Origin of the sequence: Gluconobacter roseus NBRC 3990 (genome assembly GCF_006538885.1) — a bacterium.
GTDB classification, from domain to species: Bacteria; Pseudomonadota; Alphaproteobacteria; order Acetobacterales; family Acetobacteraceae; genus Gluconobacter; species Gluconobacter roseus.
In genome coordinates, this window is the sequence record NZ_BJLY01000007.1 from 11,845 (window position 1) to 27,866 (window position 16,022).

Consider the following 16,022-nt stretch of genomic DNA (forward strand, 5'->3'; position numbering starts at 1 on the left):
ATGAGCCTGTGTTTCATTGCACAAAGAATTCATCCTGATGCTGTAACATGTCTGAATAATGCGGGAATTAGAACCCGCTATGCCACAGCACCTACGATGGATGCCGTTATCCGTGAAATCGGTGATGCCGATGCAGTTATCACGCGGGATCTGGGTTTCAGTGAAGAGGCGCTGAAGGCCGCACCGAACCTGAAAATCATTTCATGCCATGGTTCGGGGACAAACCGGATTGCCAAGGCTGCAGCGGCAACGCGTGGGGTTCTGGTGACGAACGCCCCCAATACCAACAGCCGCTCCGTTGCGGAAATGACCATAGGTCTTCTGCTGGCGGTTGTGCGCCGCATCTGCGAAGCGGATCGCGCCGTGAGGGAAGGGAACTGGGAGTTCCGTTATACGCGCAAGGGTATGGAATTGCATACGCGGACGCTTGGACTGGTCGGCTTTGGTGCCATTGCCCGGCATGTTGCGCAGATTGCAGGACAGGGCTTGGGCATGAAAGTCATGGCGTGGTCTCCGAGTGTCCCGGCAGATGTTTTTGAGGCTGCGGGCGTGACACGGGCGGAAAGCCTTGATGATCTTCTGGTTGCATCTGACGTGCTGTCGCTTCATCGACCGGCACAGGGAAGTGGCCGTCCCACGATCGATGCCTCGGCCTTGTCCCGCCTGAAACAGGGAGCGATCCTAATCAATACCAGTCGTGGTGGGGAAGTGGACGGCCCCGCTCTCGCGAAGGCCTTGGCAGAAGGACATCTGGGAGGCGCAGGTCTGGACGTGATGTCGCCCGAGCCGCCTCTGCCGGATGACCCGCTGCTCGGAGCGCCGAATGTTGTTCTGACGCCCCATATTGGTGCAACAACCGAGGAAGCCCTGCGCCGGATGGCGATGCTGTGCGCGTCACAGGTTCAGGATGCCCTAGCGGGACGTACCCCGCCCCACTGCCTCTGAGTCTTAAGGGACCTGCATCCCCCTTTGCGATGAAGAAGGGTGCAGGTCCGTTTCAGGGAACCCCTAGTCCGCCGCCGCCTGGCGTCATGAGGACAAGAACCTCGTCCGGCTTCAGGACCTGAAGGCCTTTGCCGGCAAGCTTCCGGCCTGATGCGGTCTCGACACGGCCTGCCGCGCCGTCCTGTCCGCCGAGCGCACCACGGGCCGGATGATCGACGCGGTCGAATGCTGCCAGCAGTTCGAACGGCTGCTTCTGGGTCGTACCGATCCGCATGACCTGTCCGTCGCCGCCCTTGGTCTGGCCCTGACCACCGCTGTTCTCACGGAGTTCCTTTTCCCAGAAAATGAGCGGGCACTGGATTTCCGCGATTTCCACCGGTGTGCCGTGCACGCCGGATGGGAAGGCCGTTGCGGAAAGGCCGTTCAGGCCGGGGCGGGCACCGGTGCCGCCATTGGTCGTGATGGCCAAAGCGTAGGTCTGGGAGGCATCCGATCCTTTTGGGAACCACTGGCCACGAACGGCAATGTTCCACAGGCAGGACGTCCCTTCCGCCGGAACCCTGTCGGGAAGAGGCGTGCGCAGGCATCCGAACACCATGTCCGGCAGCATCTGTCCGATGACATGGCGGGAAGAGACGGGGGCGGGACGCATTGCGTTCAGAACAGAACCTTCCGGCGCCTCGACATGATAGGGCGCAAGAGAGCCTGCATTGTTGGGAACGTCAGGCGAGATCGCGCAGGCCAGCCCGAAGACTGTATAGGCCCGCGTATAGGCCATGGGGACGTTGATCCCGCGACCGACCGTCGGCGGGGAGCCATCATAGCTGACGCTGACACGGCCTTCGCTGACGGTGAGCTTTGCCTTGAGCGTCAGGGGGGCGTTGTAGCCGTCGATCGTCATCTCATGGGACCAGGTGCCCTGTGGGAGGGCTGCGATCTTGTCCAGAACGGCCTGTCGGGAGCGTTCGATGATGAAATTGGCCAGTGGGTTGAGGTTGTCGAGCCGGAACTCGTCCATCATGTCGCATAATGCGCGGACACCGACATCGTTGCAGGCGGCCAGCGAATAGGTATCGCCTTCCGTGTCCACCGGCAGGCGGGTGTTGGCGCGGATCATGGCCATCAGCGTTTCGTTGACCTGTCCCTGATCGATCAGTTTCAGCATGGGGATCGACAGACCTTCCATGAAAACGTCTGTCGCTTCTGGTCCGTTGCCCAGTCCGCCGATATCCATTAGGTGGCTGGTGCAGGAAAACAGTCCGACCAGACGGCCCTTGTGGAACGCCGGGGTGGTGATGACGAAATCGTTGAGATGTCCCGTTCCCATCCATGGATCGTTCGTGATGTAGGCGTCTCCTTCCTTCATGGTCGAGATCGGGAAGTGACGCAGGAAATGGCCGACGGATTCCGCCATGGAATTGACGTGGCCGGGTGTGCCGGTCACGGCCTGCGCGATCATCCGGCCCTGCAGGTCGAAGATGCCGGCCGAAATGTCCTCGCATTCGCGGACGATGGGGCTGAAGGCCGTGCGGATCAGCACCTGGGCCTGTTCGCCGACGACGGCGATCAGGCGGTTCCACATGATCTGGAAATCGATTTCCTTATGGGAGTGTGCGCTCATCAGACGGCGTCCTTCATGTCCAGAATGATGTTGCCGCTTCCGTCCAAATGGGCGTTGTAGCGGGAGGAAACGTAGGTCGTGGTTTCTTTTTCGGCGATCAGGGCGGGACCGGAAATGCGGCTGCCCGGTCCCATCTCCGTGCGTTCATAAACCGGCAGATCGACATGAGTGCCGGTTGCGCCATCAAACAGCTTCCGGATGTCGCCGGATTTTGCGTCGTGCAGGGCCGGGGCGGCCACGAAGGGGGGATATTTCCGCGGTGTGGTGGATACGCTGACGGACCAGTTCAGGATTTCGACGGCGGCGTGGGGGATGACGCGGGCAAACTGGCGCGCATATTCCGCTTCGAACGCGTCCCGGAGCGCAGACAGATGATCGCTGCTGATGGGGCCGTCGGGGAGGGTTACGATGATCTCATGGCCCTGACCGACATAGCGCATGAACCCCGCGCGCCGGGTGTGAAGCGTTTCGGTGCGGGCATCGTCCTGAACCAGACCGTGTGCAGCCTGTGTCATGTCATCCAGCAGCGCCGAGACCTCTTCTGAACTGAAGCTCTCGTCCAGACGCATGGGGAAAGAACGGACCAGTTCGAACGAGACGGGGGCTGCGAGAAAGCCCACGGCTGAGCCGACACCCGCATTGGATGGAATGACGAGCCGCTGGATGCCGAGCTTTTCCGCGACACGCGCTGCGTGCAGAGGGGCCGCGCCACCGAAGGCGATCATGGTGTGATCACCGATGACAGCGCCACGCTCGGCGGCATGAACGCGGGCGGCGCTGGCCATGTTTTCGCAGACGATTTCATAGACCGCATGGGCCGACATTTCTACCGACAGGCCCAGCGGGGCGCCGATATCGGCCAGAAGCGCTTCGGCTGAACGATCCGGCTGGAGCTTGATGCTGCCACCCGCGAAGTTTTCCGGGCGGATCAGGCCGAGCATGACGTCCGCGTCCGTAACGGCGGGACGCTTGCCACCCAGCCCGTAACAGGCGGGTCCTGGAACGGAAGATGCGCTCTCCGGTCCGACGACCACGCGTTTCATGGCGTCCAGATGGGCGATTGACCCGCCACCGGCGCCGATCTCGACCATCTCGATCACGGGGATCCGCAGGGGCAGGCCGGACCCTTTCATGAAGCGGGCCGTGCGGTCCACTTCGAAGAAACGGGATGAGGCAGGTTCTCCGTCTTCAATGAGGCACACTTTTGCAGTCGTACCACCCATGTCGAAGGACAGGACGCGGTTCTCGCCCAGCCGCTCGGCGCATTGGGCTGCGAAGATGGCACCACCGGCCGGACCGGATTCCACCAGGCGGACGGGAAACTGCCGGGCCGTCTCAAGCGCGGTGAGGCCGCCGCCTGACGTGACGAGATACAGCGCGCCCTGAAAGCCTTGTGCATTGAGGGCCTCGCGCAGGCGCCCCAGATAGCCCGCCATCAGGGGCTGGACATAGGCATTGGCAACCGTAGTCGAGGTACGTTCATATTCCCGGATTTCGGGACAAACCTCACTTGAAATGGAGATTGTGACGTCTGGCAGGGCTTCCTGAAGAAGTGCCCGAACCCGCTGTTCATGCGCCGGATTAGCATAGGCATGGAGGAACGCAATGGCGATGCTCTCGACGCGTGCGTCCCGTAATTGGGGCACAAGCGCCAGAACTGCCTGTTCATCCAGCGGAAGCTGAACGGTACCTCGGGCATCCATGCGTTCGGGAACGGTAAAGCGCAGGTCCCGGGGGACAAGCGGGCTGGGCTTCTGCAGCATCAGGTCATACTGGTTGAACCGGCTTTCAGTGCCGATTTCCAGAATGTCCCGAAAACCCTGTGTTCCGATGAGGGCCGTGCGGGCGCCCCGGCGTTCGATGATCGCGTTGGTCGCCAGCGTCGTGCCGTGCACGAAGACTGTTACGTCGGGGAACTGCAGGCCCGCGTCCTGGATCACAAGCCCGATGCCATCCATGACGCCCTGTTCGGGTGCGCTGGGCGTCGTAAGGACCTTGCGTGTCAGACGGCCCTGCGGTGTCTGTAGAACCACATCCGTGAATGTGCCACCGATATCAGCGGCGAGACGGATTTGTGTACTGTCGACCATGCCTATGTTTTCCGTATCGGGTTAGAGTATCGTGGAGCGCCTCGAGAGGGCGCGGACTGAAGGAGAGTGAAAAGGGCCATGAAGGACGCGAAAGGCGGGAGCCGCACGCCGGTCATGCCGGATGTTGCGGATATGGAACGGGCCTTCATCGTGTCTTCGTCGCATCTGGCGTTGCCAGGGAACGAGGACCTGAGTGAATTCGAGTTTGCCCTGACGGTCGTGAACCATGCGTTTCATCGCTGGATGTCGCGTGGCATGGCGGCGGCGGGACTGCCGGATCTTTCGGCGCTCGACACGCTCATTCTTCACAGCGTCACGCATCGGAACCGGGAAAAAAGCATCTCGGACCTGATGTTCACCCTCAACCTGTCCGAACGGCATTACCTGAACTACGCGCTGAAAAAGCTGGACGAGCACGGGCTGATCCAGCGGCGGCGTCAGGGCAAGGAAGTCTTCGTCAGCACCACGCAGAAAGGCCGGGAAGCCTGCATGGAATATGCCCGTCTGCGCCGGATCTGTCTGCTGGAGCATATTCCGCAGAACCGGGAAGTCGGTGACGTCACGATTGCCGAGGTCGCCAAGGCGCTCCGTGTCCTGACGGGCTTTTACGAACAGGCCTCGCGCTCCGCAGCCTCTCTCTGAGCGCACCTCTTCAGGCACCCTGATGAATCCTGAAGAGGATGTCATGATAGCCCACGAGGCTGCCATCGCCGATCTCGGCCGGACCAAGTATGCCGTTCGTCGTGGCCGTAACAGGTAGGCGAAGGACGCCTGTCTCTACAAAGCCAATGATCTCTCCGGTCCAGACGGTCTGACCTTCGCTCAGGCCATTCTGTCGGAACCGGCCCATCTCAGGGCTGAGAACGGGAATGTCTTCCACCGTTATGGCCGGAGCACCATGAGCCGTCTGGCACGGGGTCGCCGTCACGGTCAGGGCAATCGCGCCCATCTCATTTTTCAAGGAGACATGACGGACATCGTAATGTCTCATCCGGCTGACCAGGTCTGGAAGCTCGTTCAGAAGGTCTTCAAGAAAAGTCATGGGGCGGACTTTCGCATGAGGGCTTCGAGATAGTGCACGCTGACGCTGCCTTCGCGCACGCCGGGCTCGTTCATCAGGCGCAGATGCAGGGGCGTGGTCGTGGCGATGCCAGTGATCTGCATTTCGGAGAGGGCGGCGTGCATGCGGTTGAGGGCATCCCTGCGATCCGTTCCGTGGACGATCAGCTTGGCGATCAGGGAATCATAGTTTGAGGGCACGACGTAGCCGTCATACAGATGGGTATCGACGCGTACGCCGGGGCCGCCAGGGGCGCGCCAGTTCAGGACTTTTCCGGGGGCAGGGCGGAAGCTCTCGGGGTCTTCGGCATTGATGCGGCACTCGATGGCGTGGCCTTCGGTGCGGATATCGGCCTGTGTGAAGGAAAGCGGCTGTCCCATCGCAATGAGGAGCTGTTCACGGACGATGTCGATGCCGGTCGTCATTTCCGTGACGGGGTGTTCGACCTGAAGGCGGGTGTTCATCTCGATGAAAGAAAATGCACCATCTTCGTACAGGAACTCGAAGGTGCCGGCGCCGGTGTAGCCCATCAGGGTGCAGGCTTTCGCACAGCGCTCGCCCAGTTCGGCTATGGCCTGCGGGGCGATGCCGATGGCCGGGGCTTCCTCGATCAGCTTCTGATGGCGACGCTGGATGGAGCAGTCCCTTGCGCCGAGCCAGACTGCATTGCCCTGCCGGTCGGCCAGAACCTGGACTTCGATATGGCGGGGATGCTGGAGGAAGCGCTCGGCATAGACGGACGGATTACCGAAAGCGCGACCAGCTTCTTCCCTGGCGGTTTCAATGGCATCGCGCAGATCGGCTGCGGCCATCACCACGCGCATGCCGCGTCCGCCGCCGCCGCCGGCTGCCTTGACGATCAGCGGGTAGCCGATGGCGTCGCAGATGGTCTGCGCTTCGGAGAGATCCGTAGGCAGGGCATCTTCCGTACCGGGAAGGCAGGGAACGCCTGAGCGCCGCATCTGCTGCTTGGCGCTTATTTTATCGCCCATCAGGCGCATGATCTCGGCTGTCGGGCCTGCCAGCGTGCGCCCGGACTGTTCCACGGCTTCGGCAAAATCGGCATTTTCCGACAGGAAGCCGTAGCCGGGATGGATGATGTCGGCATTCGTGAGTTCGGCGGCGCGCAGGACGCGGGCGGCGTCCAGATAGCTGTGCGAGGCGGCAGCCGGGCCAATGCAGATCGTTTCGTCAACAAGACGCAGATGCGCCAGGCTGGCATCGGCCTCGGAATGGATGCCGATGCTGTGCAGGCCGAGCAGGCGGCAGGCCCGCGTGATCCGCAGGGCGATTTCGCCGCGATTGGCGATCAGGACACGGCGCGGCTCATGCATTGAGTGGCTCCACGGTGAACAGGGGCGTTCCGGGAGAGACCGCATCTGCGTTTGTGGCTAGGACAGCAACGATGCGGCAGGGGAACTCGGCCTCGATGCGCGAGAGCGTCTTCATGACCTCGAGGATGTAGAGCGGCTGTCCTTCCGTCACGATGTCGCCGGGTTTGACGAAGGGCGGCGCATCGGGAGCGGGAGATGTATAGAACTGGCCGTGCATCGGGGCTTCGATCGTAGTCTCGGCCTTTGATGGGACGGCCTCTTCGGCAACCGGAGGTGAGAGGACTGTGCTCGCTGGAGCAGAGCTGTTCGTCGGCGGGTTGTTTCCCTGTTCCCCACGGACCAGGCGGATATGTTCGCCGTCGCGGGAATAGTCGAGTTCGGTAATACCCAGCGCCTGCATCCGGGCCATCAGGGCATCGAGGGTCTTGAGATCGGGGATCATGGGGCGGTCCGTCTTCCGGTCTGCTTCAGGTCAGGGCGCGCAGGGCAATGCCGGCGGCTTCAAATCCCGCGCGAACCTTACGGGCCACGTCCACGGATTCCGCATTGTCACCATGCACACAGATCGTATCGATGCGTGTGGGCAGCATTTTGCCGGTGATGGTTTCAATGGCGCCGTTCTGGACCATCCGCACCGCCCGGGCGGCTGCGAAATCGGCGTCATGCAGGACGGCGCCTGGTTCCTTGCGCGACACGAGATGTCCGTCCTCCGTATAGGCGCGGTCCGCGAAGATTTCCGAGAATACGGTCAGACCCCGCTCGCGGCCGATGCGTTCAAGATGGCTCAGGGCGATGGCCATGATGGGAAGATTCGGGTCAACGGCCTTGACCGCATTTACGATGGCCTCGGCAACAGCGGGATCGCGTTCGGTCAGATTGCCCAGCGCGCCATGGGTTTTCATGTAGGTCATGCGATGATCGGAATAGGTGGCGAGAGCTTGTGCCGCGCCCATCTGGTAGGCCACGATCCGTTCGATCTGCGCGGGCGTGAACGGCATGACGCGGCGGCCGAAGCCCCACAGATCCGGAAAGCCTGGATGGGAGCCGACGGAAACGCCCTTTTCACGGGCGATCCGGAAGGTTTCGGCCATGACTTCCGGATCGCCGCCATGAAAGCCGCAGGCGACGTTGGCGGAGGTCACGATGTCCAGCATCGCGCTGTCATTGCCCATCGTGTAATGGCCGAAGCTCTCACCCAGATCGGCGTTCAGATCGATTGTCTTGGTCATGGTGTTGGAACTCCCGGACGTAAAGATCAGAAAACGAGTTGTGCGCGGAGCTTCGAGACCCCGGCAGTCAGATTCCGCAGGTCTGTAGCGTTCTGACGGACGGCCTGAACCGCTTCTTCGCGCGTGATTTCCCGAAAATGGACCGGTGCGCCAACGGTGGTCTGGGACAGCAGGCGGAGATCCGGCTCAATGACGGTGGCGATCTTGGGATAACCGCCGCAGGTATTGGCATCCATCATCTGGACGATCGGTTGCCCCGCAGGCGGAACCTGAACCGTCCCGGGCAGGATGCCGTGGGAAAACAGGCTGAGCTTGCGGGTCAGTGCCAGTGTTTCCTGTCCTTCCAGACGGTATCCCATCCGGTTGGCGCTGGGCGTCAGGGTCCAGGCCGCCGTCTGGAAGGTCTTCAGGCTTTCAGGTGTGAAGATCTCATGCTCGGCGGCGGGCAGGACGCGAACCTGTGTGCCATCCGCAGGAGGAAGCGGGCAGGCGCGGGAGAGGCCGTATCCTGCGGCAGGCAGACGGATGCTGGTGGCCGTCATACAGGCAAGACGATCCCCTTTCTGGAGTGCCCGGCCTTCAAAACCCCCAAAACCCCCTTTCAGGTCCGTTGAACGCGCGCCCAGAACGGTCGGAACGTCCAGACCGCCCCGCACCGTCAGATAGGCCCTCGCGCCCTGTCGTGGTGCACGGATGATCAGTGTCTGTCCGGGACGGGCGGTGATCGCCCAGTCACGCGGGAGTTGCAGATCGTCCAGGGTAACGGGGCAGTCCGCCCCGGTGACGGCAAAGGACATCCCGGCGTGAAAGCGCACACGGAAGGGAAAGAACACGATCTCGATCCCGGCCGCATCCAGCGGGTTATCGAGCAGCAGGTTGCCGTAACCCAGTGCCAGACGGTCCATCGCCCCGCCCTGCGCCACACCCATCGCCATGGCATGGGGGCGGCCAAAATCCTGAATCGTGTTGAGGGAAGAGCCTGTCAGGATTTCGATCATGAGGCCCTCACGAAACGGACGGTGTCACCCAGCCGCAGAAGACCGGGTTCGGGGCGGAAGGCGTCAAAAAGGCAGAGATCCGTCCGCCCGAGGATATGCCAACCCGACGGCGAGGTGCAGGGCATCACCCCGGCATGGCCGCCGCCGATGACCACGGCCCCTTCCTCGACGCGCAGGCGCGGGGAATCCCGCCGGGGGATAGCCAGTCGGGGATCAAGCCCGGTCAGGTAGACGAAGCCGGCCATGGCGCCGATGGCGGCCACGCTATAGCGTCCGGCCATGTGGGCTTCGATGGTTTCTTCTTCCGTCAGGTTGGCGAAGCGGGCCACGAGGGCCAGATCCTCGCCGAACGTGCCACCATACACAACGGGAACCACGATCTCGCGGGTGGGGATCTCATCAGCCGAAGCCTGCGTCCACACATCCCGCAACAGGTTCTCCATGGCGGCATGATCGGTTTCGGCGGCATCGAACATGACGAGAAGATTGTTCACGCCGGGGAGGGTCTGGACGACATCCTCTCGCGCGTTCAGTTCGCGGCTGGTGGCCCAGATACGGCGTTGTATCATGTCGTTGAAAGCGCCGTCGGCAGCATCAAGGAGAAGGCCGCCCGCGCCTGCCATGTGAATGCGGGTCATTGAGTGTGATCCGGCTGAGGGCGGCCATGAAACGGACGCCGGGGAAGAAAAGCAGCGGCGAGGGCACCGCACAGGATGATGATGCCCGTGATGTAGAAGACACCATGAAAATTGCCGGTTGCCTGGAGCAGATATCCTGTCATGACCGGCGCCAGAATGCCGAGCCCGTTCGAAAATGTCAGCGTCAGGCCAGTTACGGAACCGAGAATTTCATCTTCCACCAGCAGGTCTGCCAGAAGGGCCATGTTTGCGCCGGTTCCACCTGCCATGAACGCCATTGAGATGGCGAGAAGGGGAATAATAGTCCCGGCAGTGGCACAGAGCGGCAAGAATCCCATGGAAGAAGCCAGAACGAGATACAGGCACACGACCTTGCGGCGTCCTCCCAGAGAAAGGTCGGAACGGCGAACGAGCGTTTCGCCAATCTTTCCTGCCGTGATCGACAGGATAGCCGCACCGACATAGCAGTAGGCCGTGTAGGCCCCGGACTGTGCGGTACCAAGATGCAAGGTCTGGCGCATGATGATCGGCAGCCAGGACATCAGCAGGAAGTTAGCGTAATTTGCGCAGCACTGGGCAATCACGATTCCCCAGAACGCCGAGGAGCGGAACAGGGTTGGCACTGAAATCAGGGCGAACGGCGTGGTACCCGTATTACGTGAGGGACGGGGATGGGTCAGGAGCCAGATCACGGACCAGACCAACCCGAGGACGCCAAGGAACGAGAAAGCCGGGCGCCATCCATAGTTGGCAATGAGCCAGCCGGAAGATGCGGCACCGCAGGCCAGTCCGATGGGAATACCGCAGATGAACGCCGTCATCATGAGACCGCGTTCATGCAGCGGTGCCCAGGCCCGGACGACTTTGTTGCCCAAAGCAAACGTGGGCGCTTCCCCGACACCCAGAAGGATCCGGGTGGCGATGAAGGCAGGAACAGTAGCCGTCAGACTGCCAAGGATCATGGCAATCGACCACAGTGCAACCGCTGCCGCGCCGATGACGCGAACCCCGAAGCGGTCCAGAAGGATCGCTCCGGGAAGGTTGAGAATGAAATAGGACCAAAGGAAGCTGGACAGAACCCAGCCCGTTTCCCCGGGGGTAAGAGCAAATTCGTGCGCGATCTGGGGCATGCCCACGGATAGGGCAGCCCGGTCTCCGTAACAGATCACGCACATGGCGATGGTCAGGGCGTATATGACAAACCGGAAAGGCCGGCGATCTTCTGGAACTGTCTGGGAAACTGTCTGCAAGAAACTGCGCCTTTTTCCGTTAAGTCTCAGAAAGTCAGTCCGGTCTGGATATAATACATGCCGCCGTTGAAACCGTAAGGTGAGTAGTAGGCATATTTGTATTCATTGAAGAGCGGTGCTGCCGTCGCCTTGGGAACGCGCGTCGGATATTTGTTGCCCAGGTTGTTTGCCCCTACCGTGACGCTCCATTTCGGCAGGATCTTGTAGCTGACGGACATATTGGTCAGGAACGCCGGGCGTTGTTCCATCGGAGCCGCCGTGGGGCTTGCGAGGAATATGATGGAACCGTAACGCTGCTCCTGCACCATGACGTTCCACTTGCCGTAGTTCCAGTTGACCGTGAGGTTCTCGCGGTTCTTGGGTGCGGAATGCAGGAGCATCTCTTCGGCATAGGTGTTGAACGTGGACAGCCCCATGTTCGCCAGAACGGAAGGAGTCTTGTTGCGGCTGCGAATTTCGTTGTCGGAGTAGTTGAACGTGAAGTCGAAGCGGAACGTGCCGGCGCGTTTGGTGTGCAGCGTGTAGTTGGTGTCAACATCGCCGCCATAGGTCTGGGTATTGACGGGGTTGGTGTAGTACGAGGCGTAGGTGACGTTGTTCAGACCTGAAGCCGCAAGAATGTCAGCTACGCCCGTGCCGCCAAGGGTCGTGGTGCTGGCCAGACGATCATTGATCGCAATGTAATAGAGGTTGGCCGTGACGTTCCAGTCCTTGACCGGCGTGGCATCGATACCGATGCTGTAGTTACGGGAGTATTCACCCTTGATATGACCAGCCCCGAGCGCCTTTGCGGCATTACTGCTATTAGGAAGCTGATCCACGGCATAGTTGGCGAAAGGCGCGTTATAGAAATAATACGTCTGGCCCAGCGTTGGCGGACGATAGCCGGTATTGATGCTGGCGCGGATCGCCCAGTGCTTGTTGAAGTTGTAACGCGTTCCGATAGACCCCGTAGTGACGGTAGCAAGATGGCTGTAGCTAGTGGCACGGCCGCCGAGGGACCATTCCCATTTTTTCGTGACGTAGAAATCCAGGTTGACGTTGCCGTCATAGATGTCGCGGCCGCGATTGGTGACGGCCAGTGGAACGTTGCCCGCATGGTCCGTGGCACCGAGGCCGATCCAGGAGGCTTCTTCGCCCCCCGTCATCTGAAAGGTATCGCGCCGGTATTCTCCGCCGAAACGCAGGGCGATCGGCTTGGGCAGCCACGACGTGTGGAAGAAGCGTGAACCGCGCAGCCCGGTCGAAAGCTCGGAGGTTATGGTCTTGCCATCATAGAAATCCCGCGGGCTGGCATCACCAAGCGAGATGTTGTTGCTGTCGAGGGTCGAATAGGCCTGATCGTCACGACCATAATTGACATAGGCATCCCATGCGAAACCGAATTTATGGGCCTTGATGCCATTATCGGTTTCAAAATCGTACTGGTCCATGCCGATATAAGGCTGGGCGCCGTTGGGCCACAGGTTGATGTCAGTCAGGCTGTTTCCAGCGCTGCGATAGGTCTCGGCGACGTGAGCCTTGCGGTGGCTGAAGGTCGATGTGCTGTAGAGGTTGAGATTTTCTCCCAGCGGGACCGACATGTTTTCGCTGAGGGTTTCGAGTGTCGATTTCGGGATACCCAGGCCGCGCTGTACGTCACGGCTGGCCGTTTCGTTTCGGGAATCGCCCACTGGATAAAGCTGTCCGACGAAGAGACCGCTGCGGTTGGTGGGAAGCTGGTGAGTGACCTGCGCCGCGAGATCGAGATAGCCACCGCTTTTGCCAAGTGCTGTGGCCCAATCCGCATAACCGTTCAGCGCCTGTCCGTCGCCGGCGTAGAAGCCGCTGTTCTGGAAGTTGACGGAACCGCCATGCGTTCTCTGTTTGAGGACAATATTGACTGCACCTGCCAGAGCATCCTGACCATAAAGGGCTGATGCCCCTTCTGTAATGACTTCGATATGATCGATAGCCGAAATCGGGATCAGCGAAATATCCGTCGGCTCGGTGCCCCAGTTCGGACCCGCATTGGCATTGAAGTTTGCGCCGATATGGCGGCGATGTCCGTTGACGAGGATCAGCGTGTCATCTGCCGACTGCCCGCGGAGCTGCATGGTCTGGATGAAGCCACTGTTGCCGACACCGGACTGGGGCGGAGAGGTGATGGACGCGGATGCCTGGGCAAGTGCCTGCATGACGTTTGTCTGGCCGGTGGCCAGGAGTTGACTTCCGGAAACAACGGTAACCTGCGTGGTGCTGTGCACTGGCGTCGACGTGGCCATCACAGACTGGCCGGTGGTCGCGGTACCGGTGACACGCATTTCTTCGGGAGCCGTTTTCGAAACGATTGACGTCCGCCGCGCGACAGGAGCCCTACGGGCCGGGACGGTCTTTGCCGTAACTGTCACCGGATGCCTGTGAGGCTTCGCACTGGAATGCGTCGGCGTTGCCGCCCAAGCGGACGAACCTGACAGGGACGGACAAAGTGATACGAGTGTGCTCAGGGCAGCACCGCACATCAGGAAAGCCTTGGGTTCGAAACGTTTACTCATGGGCATCCCCTTTTCCGGCCGGGAACGGCGGGACAATCAGAAATACATACTTTTCATGAGCAAATCACACATATAACGGAACAGCAACTAAAATGTTGCTTTCTGGAAATGGAATTGGATTCTCAAAGAATTCCGCGAGGAAACAGGTTTTTTCCATACCTGGTCCGGCTTTTGTCCGCGAGATATCAAAGATGCCTGCCTTGAATGGCAAAAAAAAATGACAGATAATTATCCTGAGAGAAAAATTTTATGTCTGTCGATCTATGATTGCTGAACTCAGGACATTTGTCGTTGCGGCCCAAACGGAAAGTTTTGCTGCAGCCGCCAGGACGGTCGGTCTGACCCAGTCAGCCATCAGTGCCCAGATCCGCCGGCTTGAAGACGAGCTTGGCTATGATCTCTTTGAACGTACGGGAAGATCCGTGACGCTTACGGCAGCAGGACGCAGTATCCTGTGTCAGGTTGAGGATATCCTCTCTTCTTTTGAAGCGCTTCGGGGTGTGGGCCGTATCAGGTCAGGCAATGCGTTGCTACGGATCGGAGCCATTTCTACGGCTCAGACCAGCCTGCTGGCGCCCGCCATTGCAAGACTGCATCTTGAGTTTCCTGACCTGAAAGTACGGATTGTTCCAGGACTTTCGATGGGACTTCTTGATCGCCTGGACGCAGGTGAACTGGATGCGGCGCTGATCGTCCGTCCACCTTTTGGCCTGATGCCGTACATGGAGTGGCATCCCATTGTGAAGCAGGATTATGTCATGGTCATTCCTGCCCATATCGAAAACGAAGACTGGCGTGAAATCCTGAAGACACAGCCTTTCATCCGGTATGACAGCCGTTCTTTCGGTGGGCGTACGCTGGACCGGTTCCTGAAAGCGCAGGGCATTTCTCCTCATCAGGTCATCGAAACAGAGGAACTGCATACCATCCTGCAAATGGTCGCCAACAATATGGGCTGTTCGATCGTCCCTTACATTTTTGCAGTGAGCGTGGTCCCGAACATCCGCGTGCTACCCTTAGGCGAGCAGCGGATCGTCCGTGAAGTCGGCGTCATGACGTTGCGCGGACGCATGGCGGAAGGGCGGGAAGCGCTGATCCGTTATCTGGGTGAAGCTTCCCGGGACAATGAGCCGCCTGAGCTCCATTCAGGCTTCGGCACCCCACAGGAGAACGGGGGCATCGCCGGTTCCGCCCATTTTGAGCACGGTTCCAAAAGGCGCTGACAGGGCTGCGAATTTTTCCAGGATCTGCCGTCCTTCTTCCCCTTGCGCCAAAGAAGGAACGCCACGTAAATGTGCGGCCGGACCAAGGCTGAGGGTGATCGGATGGATTTCCAGACTTTCCAGCTTTCCGTTCTGATAGGTGCCGATCGGCACGAGCGTTTCCCAGAAGCGTGTTTTGGTGGAGAAGCCTTTGGCATCATTATTGCTGCGGGCCTTGTAAAGCTGATGAGGCGTAGATCCGGGTTTACACGGTTCGCCATATAGGATTCCATCGATAGGGGTTTCACGTGCTTATTCTGTCCGATGAAATTGCCTAGGATCAGGATTCACTGATCAGAGCCGGAAGATGACGATGGTAACGAGTGCAATGGCGGAGAAGAAGGTTGTGGGGCATCTGTTGTAGCGGTTCGCAACGCGGCGCCTGTCATATTTGACAGCCTTGTTCCGGGATTTTCGGCCCAGGGTGAGGGCTTGATGTCCTCTCCCTGCAACACCTCCTTGGACCAGTCGACATTATAACCCCGGTCGGCAAGTAATCATTGGGCCTTCGGCAACTCATCGAGCAGAGCGGCGGCACCGGTATAAGCACTGACTTAGCTTGCAGTGATGAAAAGCTCAAAGGACGTCTTTTCTCATTAGTAATGGCATGAAGCTTGGTGTTCATACTGCTTTTTCATACGCAGGCTGGAAGTCGTGCGGTGCGCTTTCGGATAGGTTGCGTCGATCATCACCGTCTTGCGCTCGGAAGCCTCGGGCGCAGACAGACCTTCCGTCATCCGCAGGAAGACGCTCTTGCCACCCTGCCGCTGCCAGCGATTGTAGAGCGTCTGTGTGGTCCATAGTCTTTCGGCGCATCTCGCCAACGCAGCCCATTGCGATTGACGAAGATAATTCCGCTCAGCACCCGACGATCACCTACCCGGCGTTTATCATGATTTTTCGGAAAATATGGCTCAAGCCGCACCATCTGCTCGTCAGTCAGCCAGAGCAAATCACTCATCCTTCAGGACTTCTTCATGGAAGCCTGAATCATGCTAGGCTCAGGACTCATAGCCAGAAGATGACGGTTGCGGCGAGGCAGATGGCGGAGAAGAAGACGG

Annotated in this window: 13 protein-coding genes and 1 pseudogene; 3 read left to right on the plus strand and 11 right to left on the minus strand. The window is 59.9% G+C overall.

All coding sequences use genetic code 11. The features are described from left to right. Complete coding sequence (locus GRO01_RS13010) at positions 1-945, plus strand: hydroxyacid dehydrogenase (RefSeq protein WP_062506997.1); 945 nt, start codon at positions 1-3, stop codon at positions 943-945. A gap of 52 nt (positions 946-997) precedes the next feature. Here the strand turns inward: GRO01_RS13010 and GRO01_RS13015 are convergent, their stop codons facing one another. Both GRO01_RS13015 and GRO01_RS13020 read right to left on the minus strand, forming a co-directional pair. Continuing rightward, positions 998-2,566 carry a hydantoinase B/oxoprolinase family protein gene (locus GRO01_RS13015; RefSeq protein WP_062507000.1) on the minus strand — a complete coding sequence of 523 codons (1,569 nt, stop codon included), beginning with the start codon at positions 2,564-2,566 and terminating at the stop codon, positions 998-1,000. Further along, entirely contained in the window at positions 2,566-4,656 is a 2,091-nt protein-coding gene (locus GRO01_RS13020; protein WP_062507002.1) for a hydantoinase/oxoprolinase family protein, read from the minus strand. The genes GRO01_RS13015 and GRO01_RS13020 overlap by 1 nt, the downstream gene beginning before the upstream one ends. A 78-nt stretch (positions 4,657-4,734) precedes the next feature. On the opposite strand from GRO01_RS13020, the gene GRO01_RS13025 reads away from it, so the two are divergent. After that, entirely contained in the window at positions 4,735-5,298 is a 564-nt protein-coding gene (locus GRO01_RS13025) for a winged helix DNA-binding protein (RefSeq protein WP_011251807.1), read from the plus strand. Positions 5,299-5,308: 10 nt separating this feature from the next. Here GRO01_RS13025 and GRO01_RS13030 read toward each other — a convergent pair whose 3' ends face one another. From GRO01_RS13030 to GRO01_RS13065, 8 genes are read right to left on the minus strand one after another with little or no spacing between them, the layout of a single operon-like run. After that, positions 5,309-5,698 (minus strand): hypothetical protein, encoded by a 390-nt coding sequence (locus GRO01_RS13030; protein WP_062507006.1) that lies wholly within the window; start codon positions 5,696-5,698, stop codon positions 5,309-5,311. Next, a complete protein-coding gene (accC, locus tag GRO01_RS13035; RefSeq protein ID WP_062507008.1) occupies positions 5,695-7,050 on the minus strand; it encodes an acetyl-CoA carboxylase biotin carboxylase subunit in 1,356 nt (451 codons plus the stop codon). Before accC ends, GRO01_RS13030 begins: the two co-directional genes overlap by 4 nt. Then, entirely contained in the window at positions 7,043-7,492 is a 450-nt protein-coding gene (locus GRO01_RS13040; protein WP_062507010.1) for an acetyl-CoA carboxylase biotin carboxyl carrier protein, read from the minus strand. The genes accC and GRO01_RS13040 overlap by 8 nt, the downstream gene beginning before the upstream one ends. Before the next feature lie 25 nt (positions 7,493-7,517). After that, positions 7,518-8,279: a LamB/YcsF family protein gene (locus GRO01_RS13045; RefSeq protein WP_062507011.1), complete on the minus strand. Its 762-nt coding sequence runs from the start codon at positions 8,277-8,279 to the stop codon at positions 7,518-7,520. A 26-nt stretch (positions 8,280-8,305) separates the two neighbouring features. Continuing rightward, on the minus strand, positions 8,306-9,277 hold the full coding sequence (locus GRO01_RS13050; RefSeq protein ID WP_062507013.1) for a 5-oxoprolinase subunit C family protein: 972 nt from the start codon (positions 9,275-9,277) through the stop codon (positions 8,306-8,308). After that, positions 9,274-9,915 carry a 5-oxoprolinase subunit PxpB gene (gene pxpB, locus GRO01_RS13055; RefSeq protein ID WP_062507015.1) on the minus strand — a complete coding sequence of 214 codons (642 nt, stop codon included), beginning with the start codon at positions 9,913-9,915 and terminating at the stop codon, positions 9,274-9,276. The genes GRO01_RS13050 and pxpB overlap by 4 nt, the downstream gene beginning before the upstream one ends. After that, complete coding sequence (locus GRO01_RS13060; RefSeq protein ID WP_062507017.1) at positions 9,912-11,165, minus strand: MFS transporter; 1,254 nt, start codon at positions 11,163-11,165, stop codon at positions 9,912-9,914. Before GRO01_RS13060 ends, pxpB begins: the two co-directional genes overlap by 4 nt. 26 nt (positions 11,166-11,191) lie before the next feature. Beyond that, entirely contained in the window at positions 11,192-13,699 is a 2,508-nt protein-coding gene (locus GRO01_RS13065; RefSeq protein WP_062507025.1) for a TonB-dependent receptor plug domain-containing protein, read from the minus strand. 263 nt (positions 13,700-13,962) lie between these two features. On the opposite strand from GRO01_RS13065, the gene GRO01_RS13070 reads away from it, so the two are divergent. Continuing rightward, positions 13,963-14,922, plus strand: a complete 960-nt coding sequence (locus GRO01_RS13070) for a LysR family transcriptional regulator (RefSeq protein ID WP_083541178.1) — start codon at positions 13,963-13,965, stop codon at positions 14,920-14,922. A gap of 333 nt (positions 14,923-15,255) precedes the next feature. Here GRO01_RS13070 and GRO01_RS13075 read toward each other — a convergent pair. Next, positions 15,256-15,922, minus strand: a pseudogene (locus tag GRO01_RS13075) (IS5 family transposase). Positions 15,923-16,022: the final 100 nt, after the last annotated feature.